The organism is Oceaniferula marina (genome assembly GCF_013391475.1).
GTDB lineage: Bacteria > Verrucomicrobiota > Verrucomicrobiia > Verrucomicrobiales > Akkermansiaceae > Oceaniferula > Oceaniferula marina.
In genome coordinates this window covers 115,218-140,719 of the sequence record NZ_JACBAZ010000001.1, presented here as the reverse complement: position 1 = coordinate 140,719, position 25,502 = coordinate 115,218, and the positions used below count along the sequence as shown (strand labels likewise).

Here is a 25,502-nt window from a genome sequence, read left to right as displayed (position 1 = left end):
AATTAAATCCATGTATCACCTCTATCGACAACAGTGGCTCAACTGCCATCTTGAACAAGCGTGGAGCTTTTTTTCATCCCCGCGCAACCTCGATCGACTTACCCCGAAATCCGTTGGATTCAAAATCACCCACTTGCAGTCCGAGCAGATGCACCCGGGACAAATTATTACTTACAAAATCAAAGTAGCTCCGATGGTGTGGCTTAGCTGGATGACTGAGATCACCCAGGTCGTCCCCATGGATTCATTTATCGACGACCAGAGGCTTGGCCCCTACAAGGTTTGGCATCACTGCCACAAATTCAAAGAACAAGATGGCGGCGTCCTGATGAGTGATGAAGTCAACTACGCCATGCCCTTCGGCCCACTCGGCAAACTCGTTCACAAGCTTTATGTAAAACAACAGCTCCAGCACATCTTCGATGAACGTGCCCGACTTTGTGATGAGATTTTCAACGCAGCCACTTCTTAACCCATTCGAAGCGCTTGCCGTATGGTGGCATCAACTCGGCCCAGGCCGGCCCCTTTGCCGGACGTTCCACCACCGCCCGTTGATTCGAGAGAGCAAGCACTCCTGCCCGACCCCGGTAGCGACCGTAGCCGCTTTCCCCAACACCACCGAAGGGCAAGCTCAGGCTGCTCCCTTGCTTCATTGTATCATTCACACAAACGCCGCCAGAGCGAGTTTCAGCTATCAGCCTCTGAACCCAGGCCTCATCCTTGCTGAACAAATACAATGCCAGAGGCGATGACCTATCGCGTAAACATCCGCATAATGAAGACTCGTCCTCGTAGGTCAGCACCGGCAAGACCGGGCCAAAAATCTCCTCTTGCATCACCAAATCCTCCCACCTGGCATCAGGTAAGATCCGGGGGGCGAGCCGCAAGGTTTCCGGATCATCGTCAAACGACGTCATGACCTCGCCCTGATAGGCCTCGAGGTATCCCTCAATCCTCTGGTAATGGTGGCGATTGATGATTCGGGTCATTTCCTCGGCCCATGGCACTTCGTCCAGAATCCGGCGCATCCACTCCAACAGTTCACTCCGGACATCATGATGCACCAAGACAAAGTCCGGAGCAAAACAGGTCTGCCCGGCATTAAACATTTTGCCTGCAAGAATTCGGCGGGCCGCAGTTTCCAAATCCGCAGAAGCATCAACCACTGCAGGACACTTTCCACCTAGCTCCAGAATACTGGGGGTCAAATGTTCAGCAGCCTTCCGAGCCACCACTCTCCCGATCGAAGTGCTCCCGGTAAAAAAGACAAAATCAAAACACTGACCCAACAAGGCAGAAGCAACATCAGGACCTCCTGCAACCGCCGAGACATGCCCGGGATCAAAACACGCATCCACCAAGTCCAACAAAAACGTCTCACTAGCCGAGGATACCTCCGAGGGCTTCAATACCACCGTGTTGCCAGCGGCGATCGATGCCAGCAAGGGGCTCAACGAGAGTTGAACCGGATAATTCCATGGACCTACAACCAGAGTCACCCCGAGAGGTTCGTAAACGATTCGGCTTTTGCAGGGTTGAAAATACAATGGACTCTTCACCTTCTTCGCTCGAAGCCAGCTTTTCAGAGAACCTCGGATCAAACGGATTTCCTGCAATAAAAAATGATACTCGGCAAGGTAAGCCTCCATTGCCGGCTTACCAAGGTCTTCAGCCAAACAATCTAATAATTCCTGACGGTGACCCTGTAGATAATGCTCCACCCGGGACAATGCCTCCAAGCGCGTATCCAGATCCCGGGTGCCTCCCCCGGAGAAATACCTCCGTTGACGATTCACCACCTCCTCAATATCCAAACTCTCATTCATCTGATTCATATCCAAGCCTTGAGTCATCATCCCAAGACTATGCAAACTAAGACAGTGCTCCACATTGACAAGTGCTTATTCTGATTCAAGTTAGGATTATGCAATCAACACGTGTTTCTGTTATTGGTGCCGGTCTTGGGGGACTCTCCGCAGCCATTTCTCTGAAGGCTGCAGGCTATGACGTGCAAGTCTACGAAAAAAATCCACAGATCGGAGGGAAACTCAACGTGATGGAAAAAGACGGGTTTACCTTTGATCTTGGCCCCTCGATTTTCACTCTACCTCAAATGTTCGAATCCTTGTTCGAAAGGGCTGGAAAAAAAATGGAAGACTACGTGCAACTGGATGCGGTTACTCCACACTGGAGGAATTTTTTCGAGTCAGGTCCAAGCATCGACCTCTATCAGGAGGACGACTTGATGAAACAGGAGCTGGCAAAATTGCCAGGTGAACCCAACGCCCACTGGCAGGAACTTCAAGGGTTTCTTGAATACGCCCGCCGCCAGTATCAGATCGTCGACAGCGGCTATTTTGATAAAGGGCTCGATACCTTGTGGGAGTTTCTTTGCCACTACAAACTCAGCTTGCTAGGAGGTAAAATCGATTACAACCGCAGCATGGCCGAAACCATTGCCAGCCACTTCAGCGATCCGAAGCTCCGCATGATCTTCGAATATTTCATCAAATACGTCGGATCATCCGCACTTGACGCCCCGGGTTACATGAACCTGATGCCGATCATTCAGTTTGATTACGGACTCTGGTACGTTCGCGGGGGCATGTATCAACTCGCTGTCGGACTCGGCCGACTAATGGATGAAATGAATATCCCGGTGCACCTGAATGCCGATGTCTCGCAGATCACTACAGCAGGCAAACAAGTGACGGGTATCACACTCGCCGATGGGACGCACATTGAATCCGATTTGGTGGTCAGCAACATGGAAGTCATTCCGACCTATCAACACCTACTCAAAGAACCCGAACATTTCACCCGGCAGCTGGAAAAATTTGCCCCCGCCTGTTCAGGCATCGTGCTCCATATCGGAACCGACCGACTGTTCCCTCAACTTGCCCACCATAACTTTTTCTACTCAGAAAACCAACACAAGCATTTCGACACGGTCTTCCACAAAGAACAACTCCCTGACGACCCCACACTTTACGTCGTAGCCCCAACCCGGACCGACCCGGACAAAGCTCCCGACGGATGCGACAACATCAAAATCCTACCGCATATCCCCCCCCTCAAAGACGGGTCCGGTATCAGCCATGAAGATTATCTCGCCCTGAAAGATCGCTGCCTGGACAAAATGGAACGCTGCGGACTCACCGGCTTACGCGACAGCATCATCACCGAAGACCTACTCACACCGGTCGACATCGAACGAATGTATCGGTCCAACCGGGGGTCCATCTACGGTGTGGTCACCGACTGGAAAAAGAACTACGGGTTCAAAGCCCCCAAAACCTCCAGCAAGTATCGCAACCTCTACTTCACCGGAGGCAGCACCAACCCTGGGGGCGGCATGCCCATGGTCGTTCTCTCCGGACAAAAATGTGCGGACCGCATCATGCAACGACACCCGGTGAGCTAAGCCACCCCACCTCATCCCCCCCCCTATGCTCGTCATCCTTCCCATTCTGGCATTGGTCTGCGCCCCCGCATTCTGGTTCGTCCTTGGCAAACCACGCTACATGGATCACAGGAAAATCGGTAAGGCATTACCAGACAACAATCCCCCCCTCAATCCCAAAGTCAGCATCATCATCCCGGCACGCAACGAGGAGCAGAACATCTCGAAACTACTCAACTCGCTGGCCAGACAATCTCAGAAGCCACATGAAATCATTGTTGTCAATGATCAGTCGGAGGATTCCACTGCGGCAGTCGCTGCACAAGGTGGAGCCCGCGTGCACGAGGGAAAAAAGGCACCGCAAGGATGGCTGGGAAAGTCCTGGGCATGCCAACAAGGGGCTGACACTGCCCATGGGGAACTCCTGCTCTTTCTCGATGCCGATACCGAACTCAAGCCTACGGCCCTCGAATATCTGATCCTCAACTACGAGGACAAGCAGGCCTGTATCTCAGTCGCCCCCTATCATCGCATCGAAAAAAACTATGAAGAGTTCTCCGCTTTTTTCAATGTCTTGATGCTGGCTGGAGCCAATGCCTTCGGAATCCACCATAAATCCAACCCCGACTCGGCCCTGTTCGGTCAGTGCTTATTCATCTCCAAACACGACTACCAACGTGTAGGCGGGCATACATCGGTCAAGGGGGAGATCCTCGAAAATTTCAGCTTAGCCCGACAACTTGCCAAGTGTGGAATCCCTCGGGATTGTCGGCTAGGTCGTGGGCAGATCGAGATGCGTATGTTCCCGGGAGGCATGAGCGAATTGATCTCGAGTTGGAAAAAAGGTTTTTCCTCAGGTGCAGCCCAAGCCAACCCAACGGCATTGGCTCTTAGCTCCATCTGGATCACCGGAGCTATGTTCTCTCTGGTCTCCCTCGCATGCATGTGCACCCCTTTTGTTCCCCCGGCATTTTTACCACTCAGCCTGATCGCCTACATCGTCTATGTTTTCCAATGCCTGATCGCCTTTCGTATGGCCGGTAACTTTTCTTGGGTCAATGCCCTCTGTTATCCAGTCAGTCTGATATTCTATCAGTATCTCTTTTTTTCATCCATCATCGACAAACGCCGGGGGCGAAACATCCTCTGGAAAGGTCGACCAACGTCCTGAACTCATACCATGTGGATCGAACTCCATCCTTACTGGATTGCCGGCATCAATGCCCTCGGCATCCCCATGGCCCATTTGCTCATCGCATGGGGAATAACGCAACTGCCGGAAAGCTGCTTTTCTCGACCTCTCGATAAAAAAGAACAAAACCTCCGGCTTTATCTTCGTTTATTCCAAATCAAACGCTGGAAGCATTACCTTCCGGATGGAGCCCCTTGGCTCAAGGGGTTTTCAAAGAGCTCCCTCCAATCAACTGAACGAGAGTATCTGGAAACCTTCGTCAAAGAAACCAGACGCGGGGAATGTTCACACTGGCTACAATGGCTCGCCATTTCATGCTTCATTGTCTGGACGCCCTCCCCTTATCACCTCATCATTCTCATCTACGCCACCTTGTCCAACCTACCTTGCATTCTCAATCTCAGATACACGCGTATCCGCCTGATCCGAATCCTCCACCCATCGACCCAATCAATCTAACATGTCCTCCACCATTGTCTGGTTTAGAAGAGACCTCCGGCTTGATGACAACCCGGCCTGGAACTGGGCGCTGAAACGAAAAGCCCCCATTCTCCCGATTTATATCCACGCTCCGGGAGAAGAACAACCGTGGAGCAGAGGGGCGGCATCGAAATGGTGGTTGCACCAAGCACTACAAGATCTCTCGGCCCAACTCAAACAGAGCGGAAGCCAGCTACTCATCTTCAAGGCCGAAACGAACCAATCGAGCCAATCGATATTAGATCATATTCTCCACTCAAGCGGAGCCAAAGCGATCGTCTGGAACCGTTGCTACGAACCCGCTTTCGTAGAGAGGGACTCGAAAATCAAAGCGGCTCTCACGAAACAAGGGATTTCCGTCGAAAGCATGAATGGCAGCCTCTTGTGCGACCCCCTCAGCCTCAGAAACCGCTCAGGCAAGCCGTTCCAGGTATTCACGCCCTTTTGGAAACATTGTCTGCAAGACCCGCCGAGACCACCGATCCATTCAGATGACCTGAGTATAACCCACTCCGGCCATCGTTCCTATTCCGGACAGATCCCCGGATGCTGTAACTTGGAAAAACTCAATCTCCTACCAACAAAAAACTGGGACACTGGAATCTCACAGCATTGGCAAGCGACACGTAAATCGGGCCTCAGTCAGCTACAAAAAACCGCTATCCATTGCTGCAACTATCATGACCAGCGAGACATCCCGGCTATCGACGGCACCAGTCAGCTTTCAGCTTATTTGCACTTTGGCCAAATCAGCCCTCATGAATTCCACCACCATCTCATCCAGCACTCTGCATCCGCCGAAACTGCGCAGTCCGGCATCCTGAGGCAACTCTACTGGCGTGAGTTTTCCGCTCATTTACTCTATCACTACCCACACAGTCAATCCCATGCCTTAAAACCGGAATACGATCTATTCCCATGGAAATTCAATCGTGACCACTTGCAACGCTGGCAAGATGGGACAACCGGCTTCCCGATCATCGATGCCGGCATGCGCCAACTCTGGCAGACCGGATGGATGCACAACCGAGTGCGGATGATCACCGCCTCATTCCTCGTCAAACACCTGCTCCAACCATGGCAGGAAGGTGCCCGTTGGTTCTGGGACACCCTGGTCGATGCCGACCTCGCAAACAACACCATGGGCTGGCAATGGATCGCAGGCTCAGGAGCCGACGCTTCACCCTATTTCCGAATTTTCAACCCCATCCTACAAAGCAAAAAATTCGACCCCGACGGCAGCTACATCCGAACCTGGATCCCCGAACTTCGGGACCTTCCGGCCAAATGGATCCACACCCCTTGGGATTTCCCAGGACATGCAAGCCTCCCCAAGGCTGCATCAGGAGCCCCGGCTTACCCTTCTCCCATCATTCCACACACCGAAGGCCGGGAACGGGCACTCGAAGCCTACCGCCGCTTCACCGAAATCAAAAAGCAATATTCGCCCTAGTAGAGATCCCATCAAACGCATTCACGGTCCAATCAAACGCATTTACGCCTGTCGCTTGAACAAATCCACATATCTGTCATGACGTGTTAATTTAAACTAATTCTTGTAAGCCATCCTATCTTTCATACATTGTTCAGGTTGTTACGCACGCGAACATGACTCCCCCTGAATACCCTTCTCACTGCCTTCCCCAAGGCAGCCAAATCAAAGACTACCGCATCGAATCCGTCCTCGGCAAAGGGGGCTTTGGAATCACGTATCTTGCGGAAGATGTCAATTTACGTAAAAAAGTAGCAATCAAGGAGCTACTGCCGGACGGGATTGCCACCCGCGGAGACGGATACAGTGTGATCGCCCAGACCCGCAGTCTGGAATCCGACTTCCGATGGGCCGTGGATTCTTTCCTGAAAGAAGCTCAGATTCTCGCTAGTTTCAACCACCCGAACATCGTACACGTCTACCGCCTCTTCGAGGCCCATCAGACGGCTTACATGGTCATGCCCTTTGTCGAAGGCCTTAGCCTGAAACAAGTTGTCAAAAACAACGGCCCCCTGCCCTATGAAAAAGTGCAAGCCATCCTACTGGCCCTGATGGATGGGCTCGAGATCGTGCACCAGGCCAACACGCTACACCGCGATATCAAACCCGACAACATCATCATCTCTAGCGAAGGTAAACCGATGCTGATTGATTTCGGAGCAGCTCGCCAGCAGATCAGTGGCAAAACCCAGGATGTAACCAGTATCATCACTCCAGGCTACGCTCCCGTAGAACAGTATTCGACCGATGCCAAGTATCAGGGCCCCTGGAGTGACATCTACGCTCTTGCCGCCTGTGCCTATTTCATGATCACAGGCAAACAGCCGGTTCCGGCCAGTGATCGGAGTGATGCGCATCGCAACCAACAACCTGACCCTCAACCGAAATTATCAGACACCGCTTCCCAGTATATCGGCTTTCCTCCATCCTTTTTGGAAGGAATTGACCAAGCTCTCGAAATGGCGGAAAGCCAGCGGCCACAATCCATTTCCGCCTGGAGAGATCATCTAACGCTTCACTCGACCACCACCACTCCATCACCGGCAACAGCCACTCCCGAGTCGAGCTTTCATTCTCCACCACCACACTCTCCGCCACCACATTCGACAGGTCCGACATCATCACTAGGCCCCAATTCTCCCATTGCCGCGACACCCCCATCCGGCCAAGCACCACGGAGCAAAAAGCCCCATATCTTACTCTTCGGAGCCGTTGCCGTTCTCGTGCTGACTCTGGTTACAGCCGGAGGACTGGTCGCATGGAAACACTGGTCCGAAACAACAGCTGAAACAACACCTGAAGCTGCCCCCGCCGACACCACCACTCCTAAAAAACTCACCCAGGCAGAAACCTATCTGGATGTCAGGCAACATGAAAAAGCACTTGCCATTCTCGACGGGATCGAACGAAACAGCCTGACGCCGGAACAGCAAAGCCACTACGACAAGCTCAAAAAACAATACTCGCATCTGGTCGAAAACTCTCTCACCAGTGTGAAAATCAATATCCAGCCGAGGGCAGTCACCACTTCGATCAATGGCACGCCATGCCCGTTGAAGAATGGCAGCATCAAAGTCAAAGGGCTCGGTAACCGCACCTTGAGAATTACCGCTGATGGCTATCGACCACAATCGATTAATTTCAACGTCAAAGAGATCGACGGCGTCATCGAACTGGGGTCGGTCACACTCAAACCTGACAAACAATCAACAAAAATTGTAGACCTCATTGATGATCTTAATGAAGCACTCGCAGATGAAGAGTATCAAAATATCTACTATGCAAACCAGGAGCTCAAAGGAGAAGACATACCCGAATCACTGAAGGACAAGGCCAAGGCATCCATCAAAAAAGCAGATAAGTTCATTCAAAAAAATCAATCCCTCGTCTCTATCACTGTAGAACCGAAAACAGCAGACCTCTATCTAAACGGAAAAAAAATCCAACTTCAATCAGGCTCATTCCGGGCAAACCAAGAGGGTCCAAACACATTGACGGTAAAAGCGCAGGGATTCCAGGAATCTACAAAGAAGTTCGAGATGAACAGCATCGGCAGCCCGATCAGTTTGCCAGCAATCAAGCTATCCCCTCAAAAGGAGGCCCCAGAAGGGATAACAAAAGAAGAAGCCATTGCCGTCGCAAAAGCTTTCATCAACAAAGGGAGCAGCAGGCACAGCACTGCCGAACAAATGAAACTACTACACACCCAGGTCTACTGGGGTGACGATCAGGAGAACCACAAATCCAGAACAGAGATAGCAAAAGAAACCTCCGAGCTGTTCTCCCATTGGTCAATCAGGTCATACACCATTGACCCCGACTCTGTAACATCCCGCCTCTCAGACTCCAAACAAACGTGGGTCGTCTCGATCAAATACACCTACGAATGGAGCGATGGAATCTTCACCATTAAAGGGAAACGAAAAGGACTCTTTGCTATTGCCGAATTTAATGGCATTCCTTTGATCGGGTCACACAAGAGCATTAAACGAGATGATGACCAGGATGGAGAAGATGATGAAGACGACCGAAGCTTTGACGACGACGCCCTGATCGAACGACTCAAAGAATTTAATCAAAAACGGCTCACTGCGGGAGACTCCGAGGGTGGTGAATCCCCGGCAGGCGAAGCGGCCTACTACTCAGACAGCACTGAATACTATGGCGACCGGACGCTTAACCGGGCGGAAATCACACAAAAAATAAAAACATCCCGGGCAAAACATGGAACCAGAATCTATACAGCCCGCTCGTATTCAGACTTCAAGCACATCACGGATGCGGCCTCAGGCAAAGGCACGACCTTTACCTTTGTCTGTAAAACGGATGTCATCAAAGGAACCCATAAAACCACTCGTGACGAACGGGTCAAAGTCCGCTTCCAAAAAGGAAAACCTTACGTCACATCCGTCAGGTATTAACCATTACTCGGAGAAACCCAGCTCGGGATCACCCCTCCTCACCGCGCCGTAAGATACGGGTTTTACTCATCCAATCTTCATCCACATCCCCTGTTCGGGTCAGACCGGGTAGACAAACAACGTTAATCGAAACATTGTCCTGTTTAGGGTTCGCTGCACGTTCAACAGCACGCAAGAGAATCCGGGCAAGCCCATCTGCGGGCAGCTGTTTATGCCGCGTGAGCCGCAATTCGATCTCCTCCTTCTCCAGAGTCTGCAATCCGTCTGATGCCACAAGCAGCACATCACCCGCTTGCATGGCAATTGCTTGATCGGGGCAGTCAATCAGTTCAATTTCATCCCCGATAATCGCTGATCGCAACACGTTCCGGTCAGGGTGTGTCGCCAACTCAGCCTCTTCCAAATCCCCTTCTTCAACGAGCTTCAACAACACCGGCATCATCGAATGATCCTCGTTGATCTGACTCAACTTCCCGTCACGGAACAAATAAAGCGGTGAGTCTCCGACGCTGAGCCAATACAAAGAGTCCTCGCTCACCACAGCGGCAAGCAAGGTAGACCCCATGCCCTCCAATGAAGGTTTGCGAACAATGGCATCTGCCACCTTTTCATTGGCTACCTGCATCGCGCTTGTCAACATCTCTGGAACCCGATCCGAATGATAGTGTGTATGACAATAGGCAACAAAGGTATCAACCACTGTTTGGCTTGCATAATCACCGGCATTTTCACCCCCCATGCCATCAGCCAAGACAACCAGCAAGGTTTCAATCCCGCCGTCCTCACGTTCCGAGAGCACAGCAAAGCCCTGGGAATCCTCCTGATACGGACGAGCCCCCGGACGCTGCAAACCAGCAAAATCTCTCTCTACTTCAAACATGAATCATGTCCTCAGAATCGAACCCCGCGGCCTTACTCCGTGTCGACCCAATCAAATTCAGGTCCGCAAAACGGCACAAAACGTAATTTGGTATCGCTGAGTTCAATCACATCTCCCGCTTTTATTTCCGTGGGGACATCCAAATCATCATCGTTCAAATAAACAATGTTGGCTCCCTCCCCTGGCAAAATTTTGAAGCGGCGCTTTTTAGGATCATAGCGTAGCACAAAGGCATTGTTCCTGGAGATACCGTGATCGCCAAAATCCAAACAAACCCGGGCCCCGTCTGCCCCTCCTGACCGGCCAACATGATTATCCTGCTCACCAATGGCCACCTGATTCCCTTTACCCGGTCCGTCAATAACCACCAACCATCCGGTCACAGGATCGTCCATGGAAGTTCCGGGCCCTTGCGATGAGCCTGTGGTGGCAACACTTGCCGCACCCCCGGAAGACCGACGCACCAATTTGGTTTTATCGGAATCATCCACTCCTGCACTTTGTGGTGCCCCTGGATCAAGACCAGGATTCGGTTGCGCAATCAGACGGGTCGCATCGTCATCGATCCCCCCTGTTTCAGGAACTTGATGCAAACTGGGTTGAGGCGCTTGATTGGGCTGAATAATACGGGTTGCATCCGGGTCGTGATGAGAAGTGTCGGGCAATTTCGGTGGGGTAGCAGGCGTCCCAGCATCGCTGGCTGGACGGCTCCTTCGGATCATTCGGGTTTTATCGGCGTCAGAGTCCATAGTCGTCTATTTGGTTTATGATGGTTGTGGATTGTAGAGTTTATTAATCAGGTGGTCGATACAATACTGCCCGGAGCGGTTCAGACCACCTTCTTCCCGGCCTTGGCAAATATGCATGATCAAAACCAGCACACCGGACATCACCAGCGCCAGCATGGTCGTATAAAAAGCAACCGCCAAATCGGTCGACACCACATAAAGCAAATCATCGGTATTGCCCTTATGAGATTCCGCGGCTGCGGTACTCAAGCCCAAAGCAATCCCTCGAACCGTTCCAATAAAGCCAATCGTAGGAATCACCCACATAATGTATCGGAGCATATTGTATTTTAAATCAATCTCATGCAGGAAAAGCTCCATACTGGAATCCAGCACACTGTTGGCCTGATCTGCTGATTGCGAAATTTGGAATTGGCGGACCACTCGTTGAATCAAGCGGGGTAAATACGCGCTCCCCGCCTGTTTGGCCCTGGTATAAACAGCGGGCAATTCCTTGGAGGTCAATATCACAGAATCCTCCTCGGGAAGCAGGTTGCGCTTGGTTTGTTTTCCCTCTTTGCTCGAGGCGAGAAAACGTAAGACCAACTCTCCCAAGCCAAGGTAAAAAAACATCCACATTAATGCCTGCTCAGATACCCAGACCAACGCGTTATCTGACTTGTTGATCAGTAGCATCGCGGCGGTCTCACCGCCCGTCAACGAGAGGTTCAGTACAACCACCGTTACAATACCCAACATGATGGCGATAATCGCCGTTAATAATCGTTCCATAGGGAAATCAATAATCGCAGTGAATAAACATTTGAAGGACTCCTTTCAAATCAGGCCTCGAGATCAAAAGTAAATGTGACTTCCCCGACCTCGACCACATCGCCTACCTGCAGCGAGGCCTGAGTAATCTCCTCACCATTCACGTAGACCCGGTTCCCGGAGTCCAGATCAGTGATGGAAAAACTTCCGTCGCGTTTGTTCAGAATCTCAGCATGATGCCTCGACACACTGTCATTTTTCAATGACAGATCGTTGTCCTGCCCCCGGCCAATGCGAACCGCGGTCTTGGCAATCGGATACACACCGCGTGAGCCTGCTTCTCCAAATTTGAGGTAGGCCGCAACCTCCTCTCCAGGATCCGGCAAGGTGTTACAAATGGCCGTCCCATTGCCGAGCTCAAACTCAGCGGCATACAGAGCAGGCACTTGCAATGGATCGTTCTCAGGAGCGTCAACCGGATCTACGGCATCATCAACAACAAACGGGTTGTCCCCATCCAGATCCTGAGCCTGATAATCCTGCTCAAAAACATCTTCCTCTTTATTGCGCAGAATCAGAACAATCAAAATCACCAGAACAACGACACCTACTCCCACACCGGAAAGCACCATCCAAATTGGCAGCCCAAGAAAACCACCCTCTTCCGATTTCGTTGATTTCGAATCAGACCCAGCTGCCCCATCATCTGACGACGCCGAACCTTGGTCAGGTCCTTGAGCCTCATCAGGGTTCGTCGTATCCCCCGGAGCATCGCCACCACTGGTATCCTCATCAGGATCAACAGCGGCACCAGGATCAGCATCAGGATCTGTCGCTTGGGGGTTCTTTGGATCAACAACGTCCGAAGCCCCTCCCGTCTTCGCTTGACGGTCATAGGTATAAGGATAAGTAGCGCCTGATTTTGTTTGCACTTCGAAGACAACCTTGGCGGCTTGTTCCCGACCTGTCAGATCAACCACAGCCTGCCCACCACTTTCCAAATGCAACAGCAACTCTCCAGCAAAAGATGCCGGGATCCGGAGATTCTTTTTCGACACCTTGACTACCTGCCCTCCGGTTGACTCAGCCAAATGCTCAGCCGTATCCACTTCACTCTGATCCTCTTCTGCAAGAATCACACTATGGCAAACAATCTTACCATTTCGAAGTAATGTTTCGGCCTTCTGCACAAAGCCCTTTGCATCCATGACATTGTCTTCACTTTTCCAATCCGAAATAATTACAATGGCCTTACGTTCGGCCTCGGTCTTTTCCAAAATACCAATTGCCTTCAACGCACTACCATAAAGAATGGTGTTGATCCCGTTTGCCTTGATCGTCTTTGCTTTTTCCTGAAGTTCCTTTAAAGGCGTCCCCATGGGAGCAAACCCCTCGTCGATCTGACCATGAAAAGGATAGACCCCGATCACATGACGCGTGGCATCCGCAGCACTCAAGGTGTCCATAACCAACTTTCTCGCCTGCTCAACCTCTTTTCCCCGCCGAGGGTTGCTGGTATCGATGAGAAACAACACTGCGGTTTTGGCATCCGGCTGATCAACATAGGAAAGCAATTTGGGAAAGAGCTCATCTGCATCACTCTTAACGGAGACTCCGGTAACTTCCTCGTAAGGGTTCAACTTATATTCAAAACGAACCAGATTCGGTTTATCCACATCTTCACTTACCCCAGTGTATCGTTCATCCAACCCACCCATCAGTTTGGTTAGAATCAAAAACCAAATCAGAAAAACCTTGGCAAACAGTGAACTATCAATCGAGCGTCTAATCATTTTATAGGGGGATAAGATTTAACAAGCCTAGTGGCTTAAGAGTTTGGATGCACGTTCAAATGACATTATGACACTGAAATAAACTTGTCACACATCACAAGACTACCCTAGTGGTATTACTTATGAGGCGCCCATCCCGTCAATTGAATATTTTTAGTATTTCCACGCTCGACCTTTTTGCGTCGGCTATGGGGGCCTTCGTAATCATCGCTGTCATCCTCTTCCCCTACTACATGAAGAATGATGACCTCGTAGCCAAAGCTCGAATCGTCTCAGCCCAGTTAGAAGAAGCAAAAAAGACAGCGGCCACCATGGAGGCAGCCCGTAACAAAGCGGAAGCCAAAGCGGCCCGACACGAAGCCGCACAAAAAAAAGCCGAAGCCGAAGCGGCATCACTTCAACCGAAAGATGTGGAAATTGTATTCGTCTGCGACACGACCAGCAGCATGGACAGCCATCTGGAGGACATCAAAACCAACCTCAAGGATGTGGTTGACACCCTCAAGCTCGTCAATAAACGGATTCGAATTGGTTTTGTCGCTTACCGGGATGAAGTCGAGGCCAGCAGCGCCACATCCTATGTCACCAAAAAATTTCCAATCCGAGAAATGAACGACCAATCGTTTCGCAGCCTGAGCCGCTTCGTCGATGCTCTGGAAGCAAGTTCCGATAAGAACTCGGACAAACCCGAGTCCGTATCCATCGCCCTGGAGCAGGCTAGTCAAATGAGTTGGACTTCAGGTAATTGGAAACACATCATCGTGGTCATCACCGATGCTTCCGCCAAAAACGAAGAGCAGGCCTGGCAATTGGCTTCCAAGTTCAGCAACAGCTCCCGCTCGTCAATCTCCAGCAGAGTGACATCCATTTTGGCCAGAACGGACAACATGGACGATCAAGCACCCGGCTTCCTCCAAAATCTGGCCCGCCGCGGTGACGGAGAATACATTGAAGACAGCGGCCGTATGCTCAACAGTCTGATCCGGGCGACCCTTTCGCCCTGACCCACACCTCCTACAAAATCATGTCCCCCAACCTCCCAGATGAGGACGCCTTGGCGCTCCCTCCTGGACATATTGTCAATCACTATCAAATCACGCGGGTGATCGGCAAGGGTGGCTTTGGTATCACCTATGCAGCACAAGATATTCATACGGGCTCGGAACTAGCCATCAAGGAGCTGCTTCCCACGGCGATCGCAACACGACATCATGACCTCAGTGTAAGCGCACACTCCCAGTCGCTGCATGATGATTTCCGTTGGGCCATCGACTCGTTCATCAAAGAGGCCAGAACTCTGGCTAAGTTCAAACACCCCCACCTTGTCCGGATGCTTGAGTTTTTTGAGCAAAACGGCACAGCCTACATGGTGATGCCCTACATTCAGGGCGATGACATCAAAGGTCACGTAGCAGCCTACGGAACCTTCACGGAAGGCCAATGTCTCAATATATTGATCTCTCTCTGTGATGCCGTCAACACCATCCACCAAGCCGGGATCTTACACCGGGACATTAAACCCGAAAACATCATCCTCGAGCAAAGCAAGCAGATGCCGATCCTGCTCGACTTCGGAGCCTCCCGCAATCTCGTCGCGCTCAAAAGCCAAGCCATCACCTCCATCATCTCCCCCGGATACGCACCCATCGAACAATACTCGACCGAAGCAAAATACCAGGGGCCATGGTCCGATGTCTACGCCCTGGCATCCGTCGCCTATTTCATGCTCACGGGCACGCCTCCGCCTGAGGCCCCGGACCGCAACAACGCCCTGCGCCATGGAAAAAAAGATCCATGCATTCCCCTGCTCCAGCTCCGCAAAGCCTCGCCAACACTCTCGAACGCCATTGCGCACGCTATGCAGATGAGCGAACGCCAGCGACCTCAAAATGCTCGCATCTGGCAAGATGAATTGAGGCATATCGCAGCTCAAATCGGCCCAAGAGCGGCGAAACAACAAACAAACCATCAACAAACAAACCATCAGCAAACCACCGCCCCCCTCAAACCGAACCCCAACAAAGCGAAACCGCCCGTCCCCCATCAGCCCGACCGCAGGTCTCCATCGACCGTCCGACAGACAACACGCCACCGCAAACAAAAACCGGTCGTGCTCCTAAGCGGCATCATCTTTTTATTAATCGGACTCATCACGCTGGGAACCTATCTCGGCGTCAAACACTACCAACAGCAAAACAAAAACCAAACTGCGAAGCAAACCAACACCCTCAAATCAGAAACCAATCACCAAACAAAAACATCCGAATCAAAACAGCAGCAGAACCAGCAAGACTCAACTGACAATAAAAACGACCTCAAACCCGTCAGCCATTCCGACATCAGGCAGTTCGTCCTCGACTACTACAATGATGGAAAAACCGGACAACAACTCAAATATTATGCCGACTACGTCAACTACTTTGGTAAACCGTCGTATCCTCGGAATGCCATCGACACCGACAGCCGGAATTATAACCAGCGGTGGCCCGAGCGAAATTACACACCAGGCACCAACATCCATATTGATCGCGCATCCTCCCATCTCTACCACACGCAAACAGCCCTGCAATACGAAGTTAGCAATGGTGTGGAATCTCGCACAGGTAAAGTCCTCAGCAAACTCTCCATCGGAACCAAACACAACAAACCTGTCATCTCCGCGATCAACAACGAAGTCCTCGAGGAAGCATCGGTCCGCTACAATGCCGAAGCCCAGAAAAAAGACATCGTCGAATTCATCACCCGATTCATCAAAGCGGGCAACTCAGACAGAGGATCCATCCTCAAACAGCTCGATTACTACGATAAGCAAGTAAGCCCCTACTACAAAATCGAATCTGCTACTCAAGACTACATCAAAAAAGACCTCTTGAAATATGCAGGGAAATACAACCAGCGCAGTTATCAAATCACCGAAGCCATCCGGGTCAAGGGTGCAGGCCGCAACACCTTAACCGCATTTGCAGTTCTCCACTACCGCACCCGCAACACCAACTCGGGAAAGGCCTACAGTGGCAATCTGTTTAACACCTACCAGATCACCTACCACCGTGGACAACCAGTCATCACAGGGGTAAGCTCAGAACCTATCGAATAACGACCATGCACTCTATCCATATCGCCATTGCATCCTCGATTGGGGGCCGAGAAGAACAACAAGACGCCGCTCACTCATGGACCAGTGAGCACACCTGCCTACTGGTCCTGGCAGATGGAGTCGGAGGGAATATCGGAGGTGCGGCAGCAGCCAAAACGGTCATTGAAACCGCAGATGAAATCTGGAATCATCAGCATGGCCGATTCTCCTCACCTCGGCAATCGCTAGAGAACATTGCAGAGCTCGCCCACCAACGGATAGCAGCACTTACCCCTGGAGAAAGACGCAATCCAGCCAGCACCATTGTCGCACTATATCTCGATGAGCACGAAGCCCATTGGATCCACTGCGGAGACAGCCGCCTGTATCGAATTCAAAATGGTCAAACTGCCACCAGAACCAGAGATCACTCGGTGGTTCAACTTCTGGTAGAGCAAGGGAAAATCACCGAAGAAGAGCTCAATAGCCACCCCGATAAAGGGCGCATCCTCAAAAGCCTCGGAGGAGGGAGCTTCAAAGGTAGCGACTACCAATCCTGCACCTATCAACCAGGTGACCAATTCCTTCTCTGCTCTGACGGTTACTGGGAGAGTGTGCCCGCAAAGGCACCGATTCTACCAAGCAGACCACGCGACCGGAAACTCGAGGATCATATCAACCGACTGGTAACAAAAGCCGTCAAACAAAACGGTCCTGACGGTGATAACACCACCATTGCGATCGCCGAAGTAGCAGCCCCCAACAAATCACATCAGGCGCCCGCACATCCGCAATCGTCTCCACTTCGTTCTGTCATCAAGTCGACCTTACTCATTATTTTCTATACATTCATTGTGATCGACATCATCATTTTGTTCTACATTTTCTTATCCCAATAACCCTATCCGATATGAATCCAGCTACCCCGCCCCGTAAATCGACACGCCGATCATTCCGGCCATTGTTCCACATCCTTTGCCTTCTCAGCTTGGGGCTCATCTGTTCCTGCCAAGAGGAACAAGAAGGGTTTGATGCAAAAAAAGCCGAACAGGGAGTCGTCCGGGTCATCATCGCCATGAAATCCTCATCTTCGATGGGATACGGCAGCGGCTCCGGTTTTTACATCGGGGAAAACACCCTGATTACCAACCACCACGTCATCGACGGCGCGGACAAGGGTAAGCTGGTGGTGGCACGCAAGGTCAGCAGCAACCAAATTGAGATCGTCGACGCCTCCGTCTCCTGGTCGGATAAAGAACTTGATATTGCCATTCTCAAAGTGGACGGCATCGGTTGCGACACCCTGACCTTATCAGAGGCCCCAATCGAAAAAGGCAGCCAAGCCTATGCCATTGGTTTTCCTACAGCCGCAGATGCCAGCCGCCGATCAGGCAGCGATAAAATTGGTCCCAGCGAAGTTGAATTCATCAAACTTGCCTATTCTTCACGCCGAGGCGTCTTGGACAACGTGGACAAAGACCTCGTCCAATTCCTCGACCCGACGGTATCCAGTGGAGAAGTCCGCAAAACACTCATCCGGAAATGGACCCCCCAATACAGCACCGAACTCGAAGTGATCGACCACGACGTCAATATCGGCCATGGCAATAGCGGGGGCCCCTTGTTTGACGAATGCGGCCGGGTCATCGGCATCAACACTCAGGGGCTGACATTTTCAGTCGCAGATAATGTCAAAAACTCGTCACGTATCACCGAACTCATTTCGGTTCTCAAAAAACAGAGCATTTCAGCCGTCACCACGGATGAGCCGTGTGAAACAAGCCAAGGCGGGGGCGTCGACTGGAAAATCTGGCTTGTCCTCGGGCTTGTTACTCTCGCCGCACTCACCTCTCTACTTGTCGCACTAAGGAAAAAGCCATCCACCGAAAGCTACACCCAGTATATCAAACGCGTATCCGGAGTCTCCCGCCTGCAGAGCCGCCCCGGCAGCTTGCCTCCGACCAACTCAGGCCCGACCTGGGATGGAGGACAGATTGTCAACTCTCCTCCCACACCGCCAGCTTCTCCTCCCCCGGCTCCCCCGGCTCCCGCAAACCCGCCAACACCCCAGGCACCTTCAGCAGCTGAAGCAAACCCATTTCCTCAGATGCCAGCCAACGCGGCGGGTGCACCACCACTCGCAACCGACACACCCAACGGATGGTCACTCCAAGGAAACAACCCGGAGGCTGGGAAAAGCAAACCCATCCATTTCCAACTAACCCCGGAACTGATTCAACGCTACGGTGGAAATATCACCATTGGCCGCAAACCCGGCATCGCCCATCTGGTCATCGACAACACAAGTATTTCAAAAGCCCACGCAATAATCAGCCTGATCAATGGCCAACTCAACATCCGAGACAACGGCTCATCCAACAGCACCAGCGTCAATGGCAAGCGCCTTACCCCGAATCAGCCCATGCCGCTAAACCCCGGTGACCATATCACCCTCGGAGAAGTCTCACTTTCATTTGCGCTGATCTAGGGATTACTTCTCAGTCACAGACAGCCTTAAAAAGAGCTTTTCTCTGCCGCTGGCCTGTGAACTATCCAGCACTCCCTGCCAGATGACTTTGCCATCGACGTAGCTTTTCTCCATGATCGAGGAGGACAAGGGCTCCCAGCTACCCATGTCCGTGGATGACAGTAAAACCACCCTTGCGTCGTCAGCACCCAAGGTTTCAGCATACGAAACCGATACCACCCCTCCGTCCATCACCCCACATTTCAAAGGAGACTCTAAAGCGTAATCAATCAAGTCGCCTCCTAGATAGGGCAAGGCATCACTGAACCCGGGATTTCCCCCATCGCTTTTACTCACGCGCCAATTCCCGAAATCCGAGCTATCGGGTATTCGTTCGGGACTGATGAGAATCAAACTTTCACCACCACCATCCGCCTCTGTCGGCCAAGGATGTTGATCGTTATAACGAATCGATTGAATCGTATGCCCATCATCAGCAAGTAAGGTGAGCAGCTCGCCGTCATTACTTAAGTTGCCGGAAAAGGATCCCACTGTCTGAGCTGATACGGCCGTCCCGTATCTAAACTCAAAGGCTGCCTGATTCTTCACAAGCAGCATACGTTGCCCTGAGCCTAACACCCGAGGGTAGACATTGGAAAAATCAAACTCAACACCCTCACCCTCGACCCGAACAAACCTGACACCGGTCAAATTGATAGATTGAGCCCCCACATTCATGAGCTCGACAAACTCAAAGTCGTCCCGGTCTGAAAATCCGGCAGCCAATTCTTCAGGGGAAGCATCCTCCGGACGGTAATGAATCTCCGAAACCACGAGATTGCCCAAAGCTGCGGGCACGGCGTTCACGAAGTAATAGCCGTCCACGGGGGCACTCCAGCCCCCTCCCGAATACCGCCGGGCGGTCAGCAGAGCAGACCTTGGTATCGGTATCCCGACATCATTTGCGACAACCCCAGCCTCAAGCTCAGGTACCATCAAAAAATCCGAGCTGTTCGTATTAAAGTTCAAACCATGGATCGCCAGGACATTCTCTCCTGAAACCAAATGCTGAAGGTGCTCCGACACATCGATACTCTGAAACTGCAAGGCGTCCGAATCATTGATATAGGTTGTAGCCCCTGCATTCCAATCCAGATCCGAAGGTGCATTGGCAGAAGCCATTACATTCCCGTTCAGATAAGCCACAAAGCCATCATCATATTTCATCTTCAAGCGCATCACATCATAGCTTGCAGGATCGTCTACATTAAACACTAACCGCAGATAGGCGCTCGCATTCACTCCATCCATTTGATTCCTGACGTCCAATTGAATCTCGGAAAGATACGTCGATTGACGGTCGTAGCCGACTCCGCCAGCCCCCGAAATCCAATGTGAGTCATCATAACCAATGGCCGTCCATCCAAGACCGGTCTCAGGGTTGCTCTGAGTAGGAACCACCACCTTCACAGCAGCCCCACTTCCCACCAAGGGTGTCAACTGACTCGAGCCGTCATATTGAATCGCTCCAGTGGACAAGCCCCCACCACTTGCCCTTGGGTCCGTGCCATTGACGGTATAATAAATGATACCATTTTCAGGCGAAGCAAAACGCACTCTGTCACCCGCCTGCACATTCCCAGGCGCCGTCACAAAAACCGGTCTGCTGACAAACTGAGAATCATACCAATCTGCACGTGTCGTCAGCCAGTTTTTGAATGTACTCTGCTCATTCAACCATGCACTTTCGCTTGCAAACCCCTGCCTTTGAGCTCGCTCCGCGCCAATCTCGGCCGCTTGTTCGTCAATCACCTGTGCGATCCCAGCATTACTAAGGGGCCCGTCGCGGTGCATAAACCAACGGTCGATATAACGTTGTTCAAAATCAGGATCTGCAAACAACCTACCGTACCAAAGGCGGTCAGCCCGATGCCACAACGTCCCGGTCGCTGAGCCCGAGCGATAATAGCTCCCCCAATTATAGTCCCACGACGGCCCCATACTCAGCTTCCCATCATCACCCACCCAGGGAAACATACTGATCAGCATTCCATCACCATTTTTGGACAGGTTATTATAGATAAAATAATCCACAAAATCATCGGCATCGAGATAACGCGTATATCCATCAACAGGATCCAACCATCGCGCATCATCATACAACACATCCTCAAAGCTGGAAAACCAATGCTCGATAGCAGCGCGCTGAGCCGCATTGATTTTGTAACCTCCAGGGTTATCAAAATTTAGATAACCATTGCTTTGACGTGGAATATCGTCCCCGCCCCCTCCGACATTCGGAGTAGATTCAGCAATACGATTCGCCCCCTTGGTATGGAAAAACTGAGGGGACGTGGCGCCATTTTCCGCAGGGAATCCTCCAACCGGGATGGAATCCATTCGATTGATGCCCACCAAGAACCCTCCTCCGGTCCCATCATCGCTCATCTTTTTAAAATCCAGACGCTGATCGCTCCGTGAAACTTTTTCAATAATGGCATAAACCCCACGCCGGTCAGCCAGTGTCAAGTCCCCGCCATCCTCATTGACAAAAGCCTCGACCCAACGAAACCGTGGCGCATAACGCCCCATCCGTGCGCTAAGATCATACATAAAGGTATTAAACATCATCACCGGATCTTTGTCGGAATCCGTATCCGGGTAATACAACACCCAGTCCGAATGAGACGGCATGCCCAGAACCTGCACATTTTTTTCATCCTGCACTTCATTCCAGGCCTCGGCGCTATATGGCTTTTGCGACCAACTACTGGAATACGCCCCCCTACCACGAATCCCCAAAAGACTCATCATCTGCGGGGCGTCAGTCAACGCGGCCATACCCGACACCTCATCACGGTCGAATGTAGCCCATACGGCGGGTTGTCGGGCAACCTGCTGAATCCCGGAACCGTTCCCACTCCAAGATTTGGCCGGAATGGTTCCAGCCCCAAAGTTATCGATTACCATCAAGGGTAAATCCGATTGATACGTCGCAAGGTCAGCAGCAAGACGAATGTAACTCACCCCTGACATTTCACCCGTCTGGCCAGCAAAAAGGGCAAGGGCACGTAGTCGGATTGTGGAATTTACCGTAATCGGGCCACTGTATTCCAGCCCATTAGCAGGCGAAGGATCACTTCCATCCGTCGTATAGTAGATACTCGCTTCTGGCTCATTGGAACTAAGACGCACGCTTAATTCTCCGAAAAAAGTTCGGCTTGGTTCGGAAAAAGCAATCGGACCGGGTGCCGGAAGGGTCTGGTCATTGGCTGCACCTGGAGTCGGAATAGACATGAATTGCTCATACTCAGGATTCCCACCGATGACGCCATAAGAAACATCACTCGTCTGAGCCGGAAACATCGGAGAGAAATGATGCATCACCGTGACGCCATCGGGAGAAACCAGTGCGAGGTATTCCCCAGCTTTGCTCAACTTGAAATTCGTGTGCAATTCTCCTCCTGGCTGAGCTGGGGCCTTGTCCGAGGCATAAACCAAAAGTCTACCACCGGCAGCCAACGAAACACTTGGAAATGACCACTTCGTCAGTTCCTCAGCATCATCCGTCAAATAATATCCAGTCAAATCAAACGCAAGCTCTGTCGGGTTGTAAATTTCCAGCCAATCGGAGAAATCTCCGTCGGCATCGGCAAGGGTCGTATCGTTGTCCGCCATTACTTCGCTGATAAGCGGATGATCCGCGACTTGAGCCCAAGCACAATTCAGCCCCAGACAGCACATAAAAAACCACAAAAGTGCCGCTCGGGCTACAGAACTCCGAAATGGTTGTATGTTGGGATGAATCATAAGCAATAGATGCCAAAAAGATACCGAAGCTGAATTTTCCGCCTATTCAACAAATTGACGCCCCCTTACTGCGGACTTAGAGGCTACGATTAGAGGCCTCCTTGAGGCCCCCTTAGCGATAGAAATAGGTAGAAATCACGTTTTCTCTTAAATACAGCGCTCATCCCCATTTCTTATCCAAAAAGCCACCTGCATGGTGGTTAAAGGCTCGATCGAGCCATACAAACAAAAAGCCCCCGAGTTTAACCGGAGGCTTATTATAAATAAATGGTGCGCACGAGAGGAATCGAACCTCCACGTCCGTGAGGACACATGAACCTGAATCATGCGCGTCTACCAATTCCGCCACGTGCGCACATTGTTGGAGACGCGCGCAAAAAAGCAGAGACCGAAGAAAATTGCAACCCCCATTTTGAAAGTTTTTTAACTATTGTGGAATTATTTTTCACCCATCTGTCACGACCACCTCTCGATGCACGTCTAGAAGGCTCCGATTCTTACAAAAAAGCTTAACAAATGACTTGCTTATGAGGCGGTTTTGGCCCTCCTTTTCCTCGTCTCAATCTCATGAATTCGCAGGAATACCAAGTCCCCGACACCGCTGCCAAAACGCAGGCAGGGCTCGACGCTGCCCAGCAGCAATCCACCCAAGACGATTACCAGGCGGAAACCCAGGACATCCTCGGTGAAAAAATGGTGCTCAACATGGGGCCTTCGCACCCTGCAACCCACGGAGTGCTGCGTCTCATCCTCGAACTCGATGGCGAAAAAGTCACCAAGTGCCAACCCGATATCGGGTTCCTGCACCGGGGCGACGAAAAAATCGCCGAAAACATGCACTACAACCAGTTTGTCCCCTACACCGACCGATTGGACTACCTGGCGCCACTCGCCAACAACGTGGCTTACACCTGTGCGGTGGAAAAACTCATGGGCTGGAAACTCCCCCCCCGTGGCGAGGCCATCCGGGTCATTTGCTGCGAACTTGCCCGTATCTCCTCGCACATGCTCGGCGTTGGGGTCTGCGCTATGGACGTTGGAGCGATGACGGTTTTCCTCTATAGCTACACGGAAAGAGAAAAAACCCACAACCTTTGCGAACAACTCACCGGCGCGCGATTCACCACCTCTTATACCCGTGTTGGCGGCCAAATCCGGGATCTCCCCGACGGATTCCTCAACAACCTCGCCAAGTTCTGTGACGAGTGCGAAAAATCAATCGATGAGATTTCCCAATTACTCGACCGCAATAAGATCTACATGATCCGGATGTGCGATATCGGAACCATCGCCAAAGAGGATGCCATTTCCTGGGGCCTGACGGGCCCCAACCTGAGAGGGTCGGGAGTCGCCCGCGACCTCCGCAAAGACAGCCCCTACCTCGGATACGACCAGTATGACTTTGATGTGCCAATCGGTGAAAACGGAGACTCCTACGACCGCTATCTCGTCCGTATGGAAGAAATGCGCCAGTCCATCCGCATTTTGCGCCAAATCATTGCCGACATGCCCGAAGGCCCGGTGAACGTCGCAGACAGCAAGAACATGCTCCCGGCAAAAGACAAGGTGCTGACCAACATGGAGGAGCTCATTCACCACTTTATCATCGCAACCCAGGGGATTGAAGCCCCGGCCGGTGAAGTCTACTTCGGCGCTGAAAACCCGAAGGGAGAACTTGGATTTTATATTCATTCCAAAGGAGGCGGTGTCCCCCACCGCATGAAAATCCGCTCCCCATCCTTTGTCAGTTTGTCCATCCTCGACCACATGATCCCAGGACACATGGTCTCCGATGTCCCGGCCATCCTCGGCTCTCTCGACTTCGTGCTCGGCGAATGTGACAGGTAGCAGAAACCAGACCGCAAAAAAAGATCAAGACCCACTCCCCCTGAATCATCAGGAAATCTTACAGAAACCTGTCAACCCTGTCTGCTCAGCAGGCAAAAAACATCCTAGAAATGGAAACCACATCCACTTTTCCGCCCTTTGTAATTACTGCTGAGATCGATGCGGAGGCTGACAAACGTATTGCCCAGTATCCGGACGACAAAAAACGTTCAGCGGTTCTCCCCCTGCTGCATATCATCCAACATCAGTTTGGTTTTATCAACAAAGAGGCCACTGAGTGGATCGCTGGCAAACTGGGACTTGAACCGATGCAGGTATTTGAAGTGGTCTCCTTCTACCCCGGCTTCCGTGAAAGCGCGCCCGGAAAGTATCACTTCCGTATTTGCCGCACCCTCTCCTGCGCCATGGCCGGGTCCGCCGAACTCATGGAGCGCATTTGTGAACTGACCGGCATCGACCGCTCCAACTCAGACTCTCACCACAACCCGGTCGCCGTTTCCCCCTGTGGGCAGTGGTCGGTCGAATATGCCGAGTGCCTCGCGTCCTGCGGAACCGGGCCGGTCTGCCTGGTCAATGATGACTTCCACGAAGCTGTCGCCCCTGAAAAGGCCGAAGCTCTCCTCAATCAATACAAAGGCTAA

The 25,502-nt window shown here is 51.7% G+C and carries 18 protein-coding genes and 1 tRNA gene; 12 read left to right on the top strand and 7 right to left on the bottom strand.

What is annotated here, in order from left to right; all coding sequences use genetic code 11:
* Nucleotides 1-10 precede the first annotated feature (10 nt).
* Nucleotides 11-472, top strand: coding sequence for an SRPBCC family protein (locus tag HW115_RS00575; RefSeq protein WP_178930634.1), 462 nt, complete (start codon nucleotides 11-13; stop codon nucleotides 470-472).
* Here the strand turns inward: HW115_RS00575 and HW115_RS00570 are convergent.
* Entirely contained in the window at nucleotides 453-1,835 is a 1,383-nt protein-coding gene (locus HW115_RS00570) for an aldehyde dehydrogenase family protein (RefSeq protein WP_178930633.1), read from the bottom strand. The two genes, HW115_RS00575 and HW115_RS00570, sit on opposite strands and share 20 nt — an antisense overlap.
* Nucleotides 1,836-1,924: 89 nt before the next feature.
* On the opposite strand from HW115_RS00570, the gene HW115_RS00565 reads away from it, so the two are divergent.
* From HW115_RS00565 to HW115_RS00545, 5 genes are all read left to right on the top strand, one after another.
* The gene (locus HW115_RS00565; RefSeq protein WP_178930632.1) at nucleotides 1,925-3,424 is read left to right on the top strand and encodes a phytoene desaturase family protein; all 1,500 of its coding nucleotides are present in this window, start codon (nucleotides 1,925-1,927) and stop codon (nucleotides 3,422-3,424) included.
* A 25-nt stretch (nucleotides 3,425-3,449) separates the two neighbouring features.
* Nucleotides 3,450-4,574, top strand: coding sequence for a glycosyltransferase family 2 protein (locus HW115_RS00560; protein ID WP_178930631.1), 1,125 nt, complete (start codon nucleotides 3,450-3,452; stop codon nucleotides 4,572-4,574).
* A gap of 9 nt (nucleotides 4,575-4,583) precedes the next feature.
* Nucleotides 4,584-5,054: a glycosyl-4,4'-diaponeurosporenoate acyltransferase CrtO family protein gene (locus HW115_RS00555; RefSeq protein WP_178930630.1), complete on the top strand. Its 471-nt coding sequence runs from the start codon at nucleotides 4,584-4,586 to the stop codon at nucleotides 5,052-5,054.
* A gap of 1 nt (nucleotide 5,055) precedes the next feature.
* On the top strand, nucleotides 5,056-6,528 hold the full coding sequence (locus tag HW115_RS00550; RefSeq protein ID WP_178930629.1) for a cryptochrome/photolyase family protein: 1,473 nt from the start codon (nucleotides 5,056-5,058) through the stop codon (nucleotides 6,526-6,528).
* A 155-nt stretch (nucleotides 6,529-6,683) separates the two neighbouring features.
* On the top strand, nucleotides 6,684-9,488 hold the full coding sequence (locus tag HW115_RS00545; RefSeq protein ID WP_178930628.1) for a serine/threonine protein kinase: 2,805 nt from the start codon (nucleotides 6,684-6,686) through the stop codon (nucleotides 9,486-9,488).
* Nucleotides 9,489-9,516: 28 nt separating this feature from the next.
* Here the strand turns inward: HW115_RS00545 and HW115_RS00540 are convergent, their stop codons facing one another.
* From HW115_RS00540 to HW115_RS19645, 4 genes are read right to left on the bottom strand one after another with little or no spacing between them, the layout of a single operon-like run.
* On the bottom strand, nucleotides 9,517-10,368 hold the full coding sequence (locus HW115_RS00540; protein WP_178930627.1) for a PP2C family protein-serine/threonine phosphatase: 852 nt from the start codon (nucleotides 10,366-10,368) through the stop codon (nucleotides 9,517-9,519).
* A gap of 32 nt (nucleotides 10,369-10,400) precedes the next feature.
* Nucleotides 10,401-11,117: an FHA domain-containing protein gene (locus tag HW115_RS00535; RefSeq protein ID WP_178930626.1), complete on the bottom strand. Its 717-nt coding sequence runs from the start codon at nucleotides 11,115-11,117 to the stop codon at nucleotides 10,401-10,403.
* 15 nt (nucleotides 11,118-11,132) lie between these two features.
* Nucleotides 11,133-11,888, bottom strand: a complete 756-nt coding sequence (locus tag HW115_RS00530) for a MotA/TolQ/ExbB proton channel family protein (RefSeq protein WP_178930625.1) — start codon at nucleotides 11,886-11,888, stop codon at nucleotides 11,133-11,135.
* A 50-nt stretch (nucleotides 11,889-11,938) separates the two neighbouring features.
* Nucleotides 11,939-13,660: an FHA domain-containing protein gene (locus tag HW115_RS19645; protein WP_227021192.1), complete on the bottom strand. Its 1,722-nt coding sequence runs from the start codon at nucleotides 13,658-13,660 to the stop codon at nucleotides 11,939-11,941.
* Nucleotides 13,661-13,782: 122 nt separating this feature from the next.
* On the opposite strand from HW115_RS19645, the gene HW115_RS00520 reads away from it, so the two are divergent.
* Genes HW115_RS00520 through HW115_RS00505 form a run of 4 tightly spaced genes read left to right on the top strand, consistent with a single transcriptional unit; the run spans nucleotide 13,783 to nucleotide 19,224 of the window.
* The gene (locus HW115_RS00520; RefSeq protein ID WP_178930624.1) at nucleotides 13,783-14,664 is read left to right on the top strand and encodes a VWA domain-containing protein; all 882 of its coding nucleotides are present in this window, start codon (nucleotides 13,783-13,785) and stop codon (nucleotides 14,662-14,664) included.
* Nucleotides 14,665-14,684: 20 nt separating this feature from the next.
* Entirely contained in the window at nucleotides 14,685-16,757 is a 2,073-nt protein-coding gene (locus HW115_RS00515) for a serine/threonine protein kinase (RefSeq protein ID WP_178930623.1), read from the top strand.
* Nucleotides 16,758-16,762: 5 nt separating this feature from the next.
* Nucleotides 16,763-17,635 (top strand): PP2C family protein-serine/threonine phosphatase, encoded by an 873-nt coding sequence (locus HW115_RS00510; protein ID WP_178930622.1) that lies wholly within the window; start codon nucleotides 16,763-16,765, stop codon nucleotides 17,633-17,635.
* 11 nt (nucleotides 17,636-17,646) lie between these two features.
* The gene (locus HW115_RS00505; RefSeq protein ID WP_178930621.1) at nucleotides 17,647-19,224 is read left to right on the top strand and encodes a trypsin-like peptidase domain-containing protein; all 1,578 of its coding nucleotides are present in this window, start codon (nucleotides 17,647-17,649) and stop codon (nucleotides 19,222-19,224) included.
* A gap of 3 nt (nucleotides 19,225-19,227) precedes the next feature.
* On the opposite strand, the gene HW115_RS00500 is transcribed toward HW115_RS00505, so the two are convergent.
* Nucleotides 19,228-22,947 (bottom strand): CotH kinase family protein, encoded by a 3,720-nt coding sequence (locus tag HW115_RS00500; RefSeq protein WP_264373128.1) that lies wholly within the window; start codon nucleotides 22,945-22,947, stop codon nucleotides 19,228-19,230.
* 334 nt (nucleotides 22,948-23,281) lie between these two features.
* Nucleotides 23,282-23,368: transfer RNA gene (locus HW115_RS00495), tRNA-Leu, on the bottom strand.
* 212 nt (nucleotides 23,369-23,580) lie between these two features.
* Here HW115_RS00495 and nuoD point away from each other — a divergent pair.
* Nucleotides 23,581-24,861 carry an NADH dehydrogenase (quinone) subunit D gene (gene nuoD, locus HW115_RS00490; RefSeq protein ID WP_178930619.1) on the top strand — a complete coding sequence of 427 codons (1,281 nt, stop codon included), beginning with the start codon at nucleotides 23,581-23,583 and terminating at the stop codon, nucleotides 24,859-24,861.
* 110 nt (nucleotides 24,862-24,971) lie between these two features.
* A complete protein-coding gene (locus HW115_RS00485; protein WP_178930618.1) occupies nucleotides 24,972-25,502 on the top strand; it encodes an NADH-quinone oxidoreductase subunit NuoE family protein in 531 nt (176 codons plus the stop codon).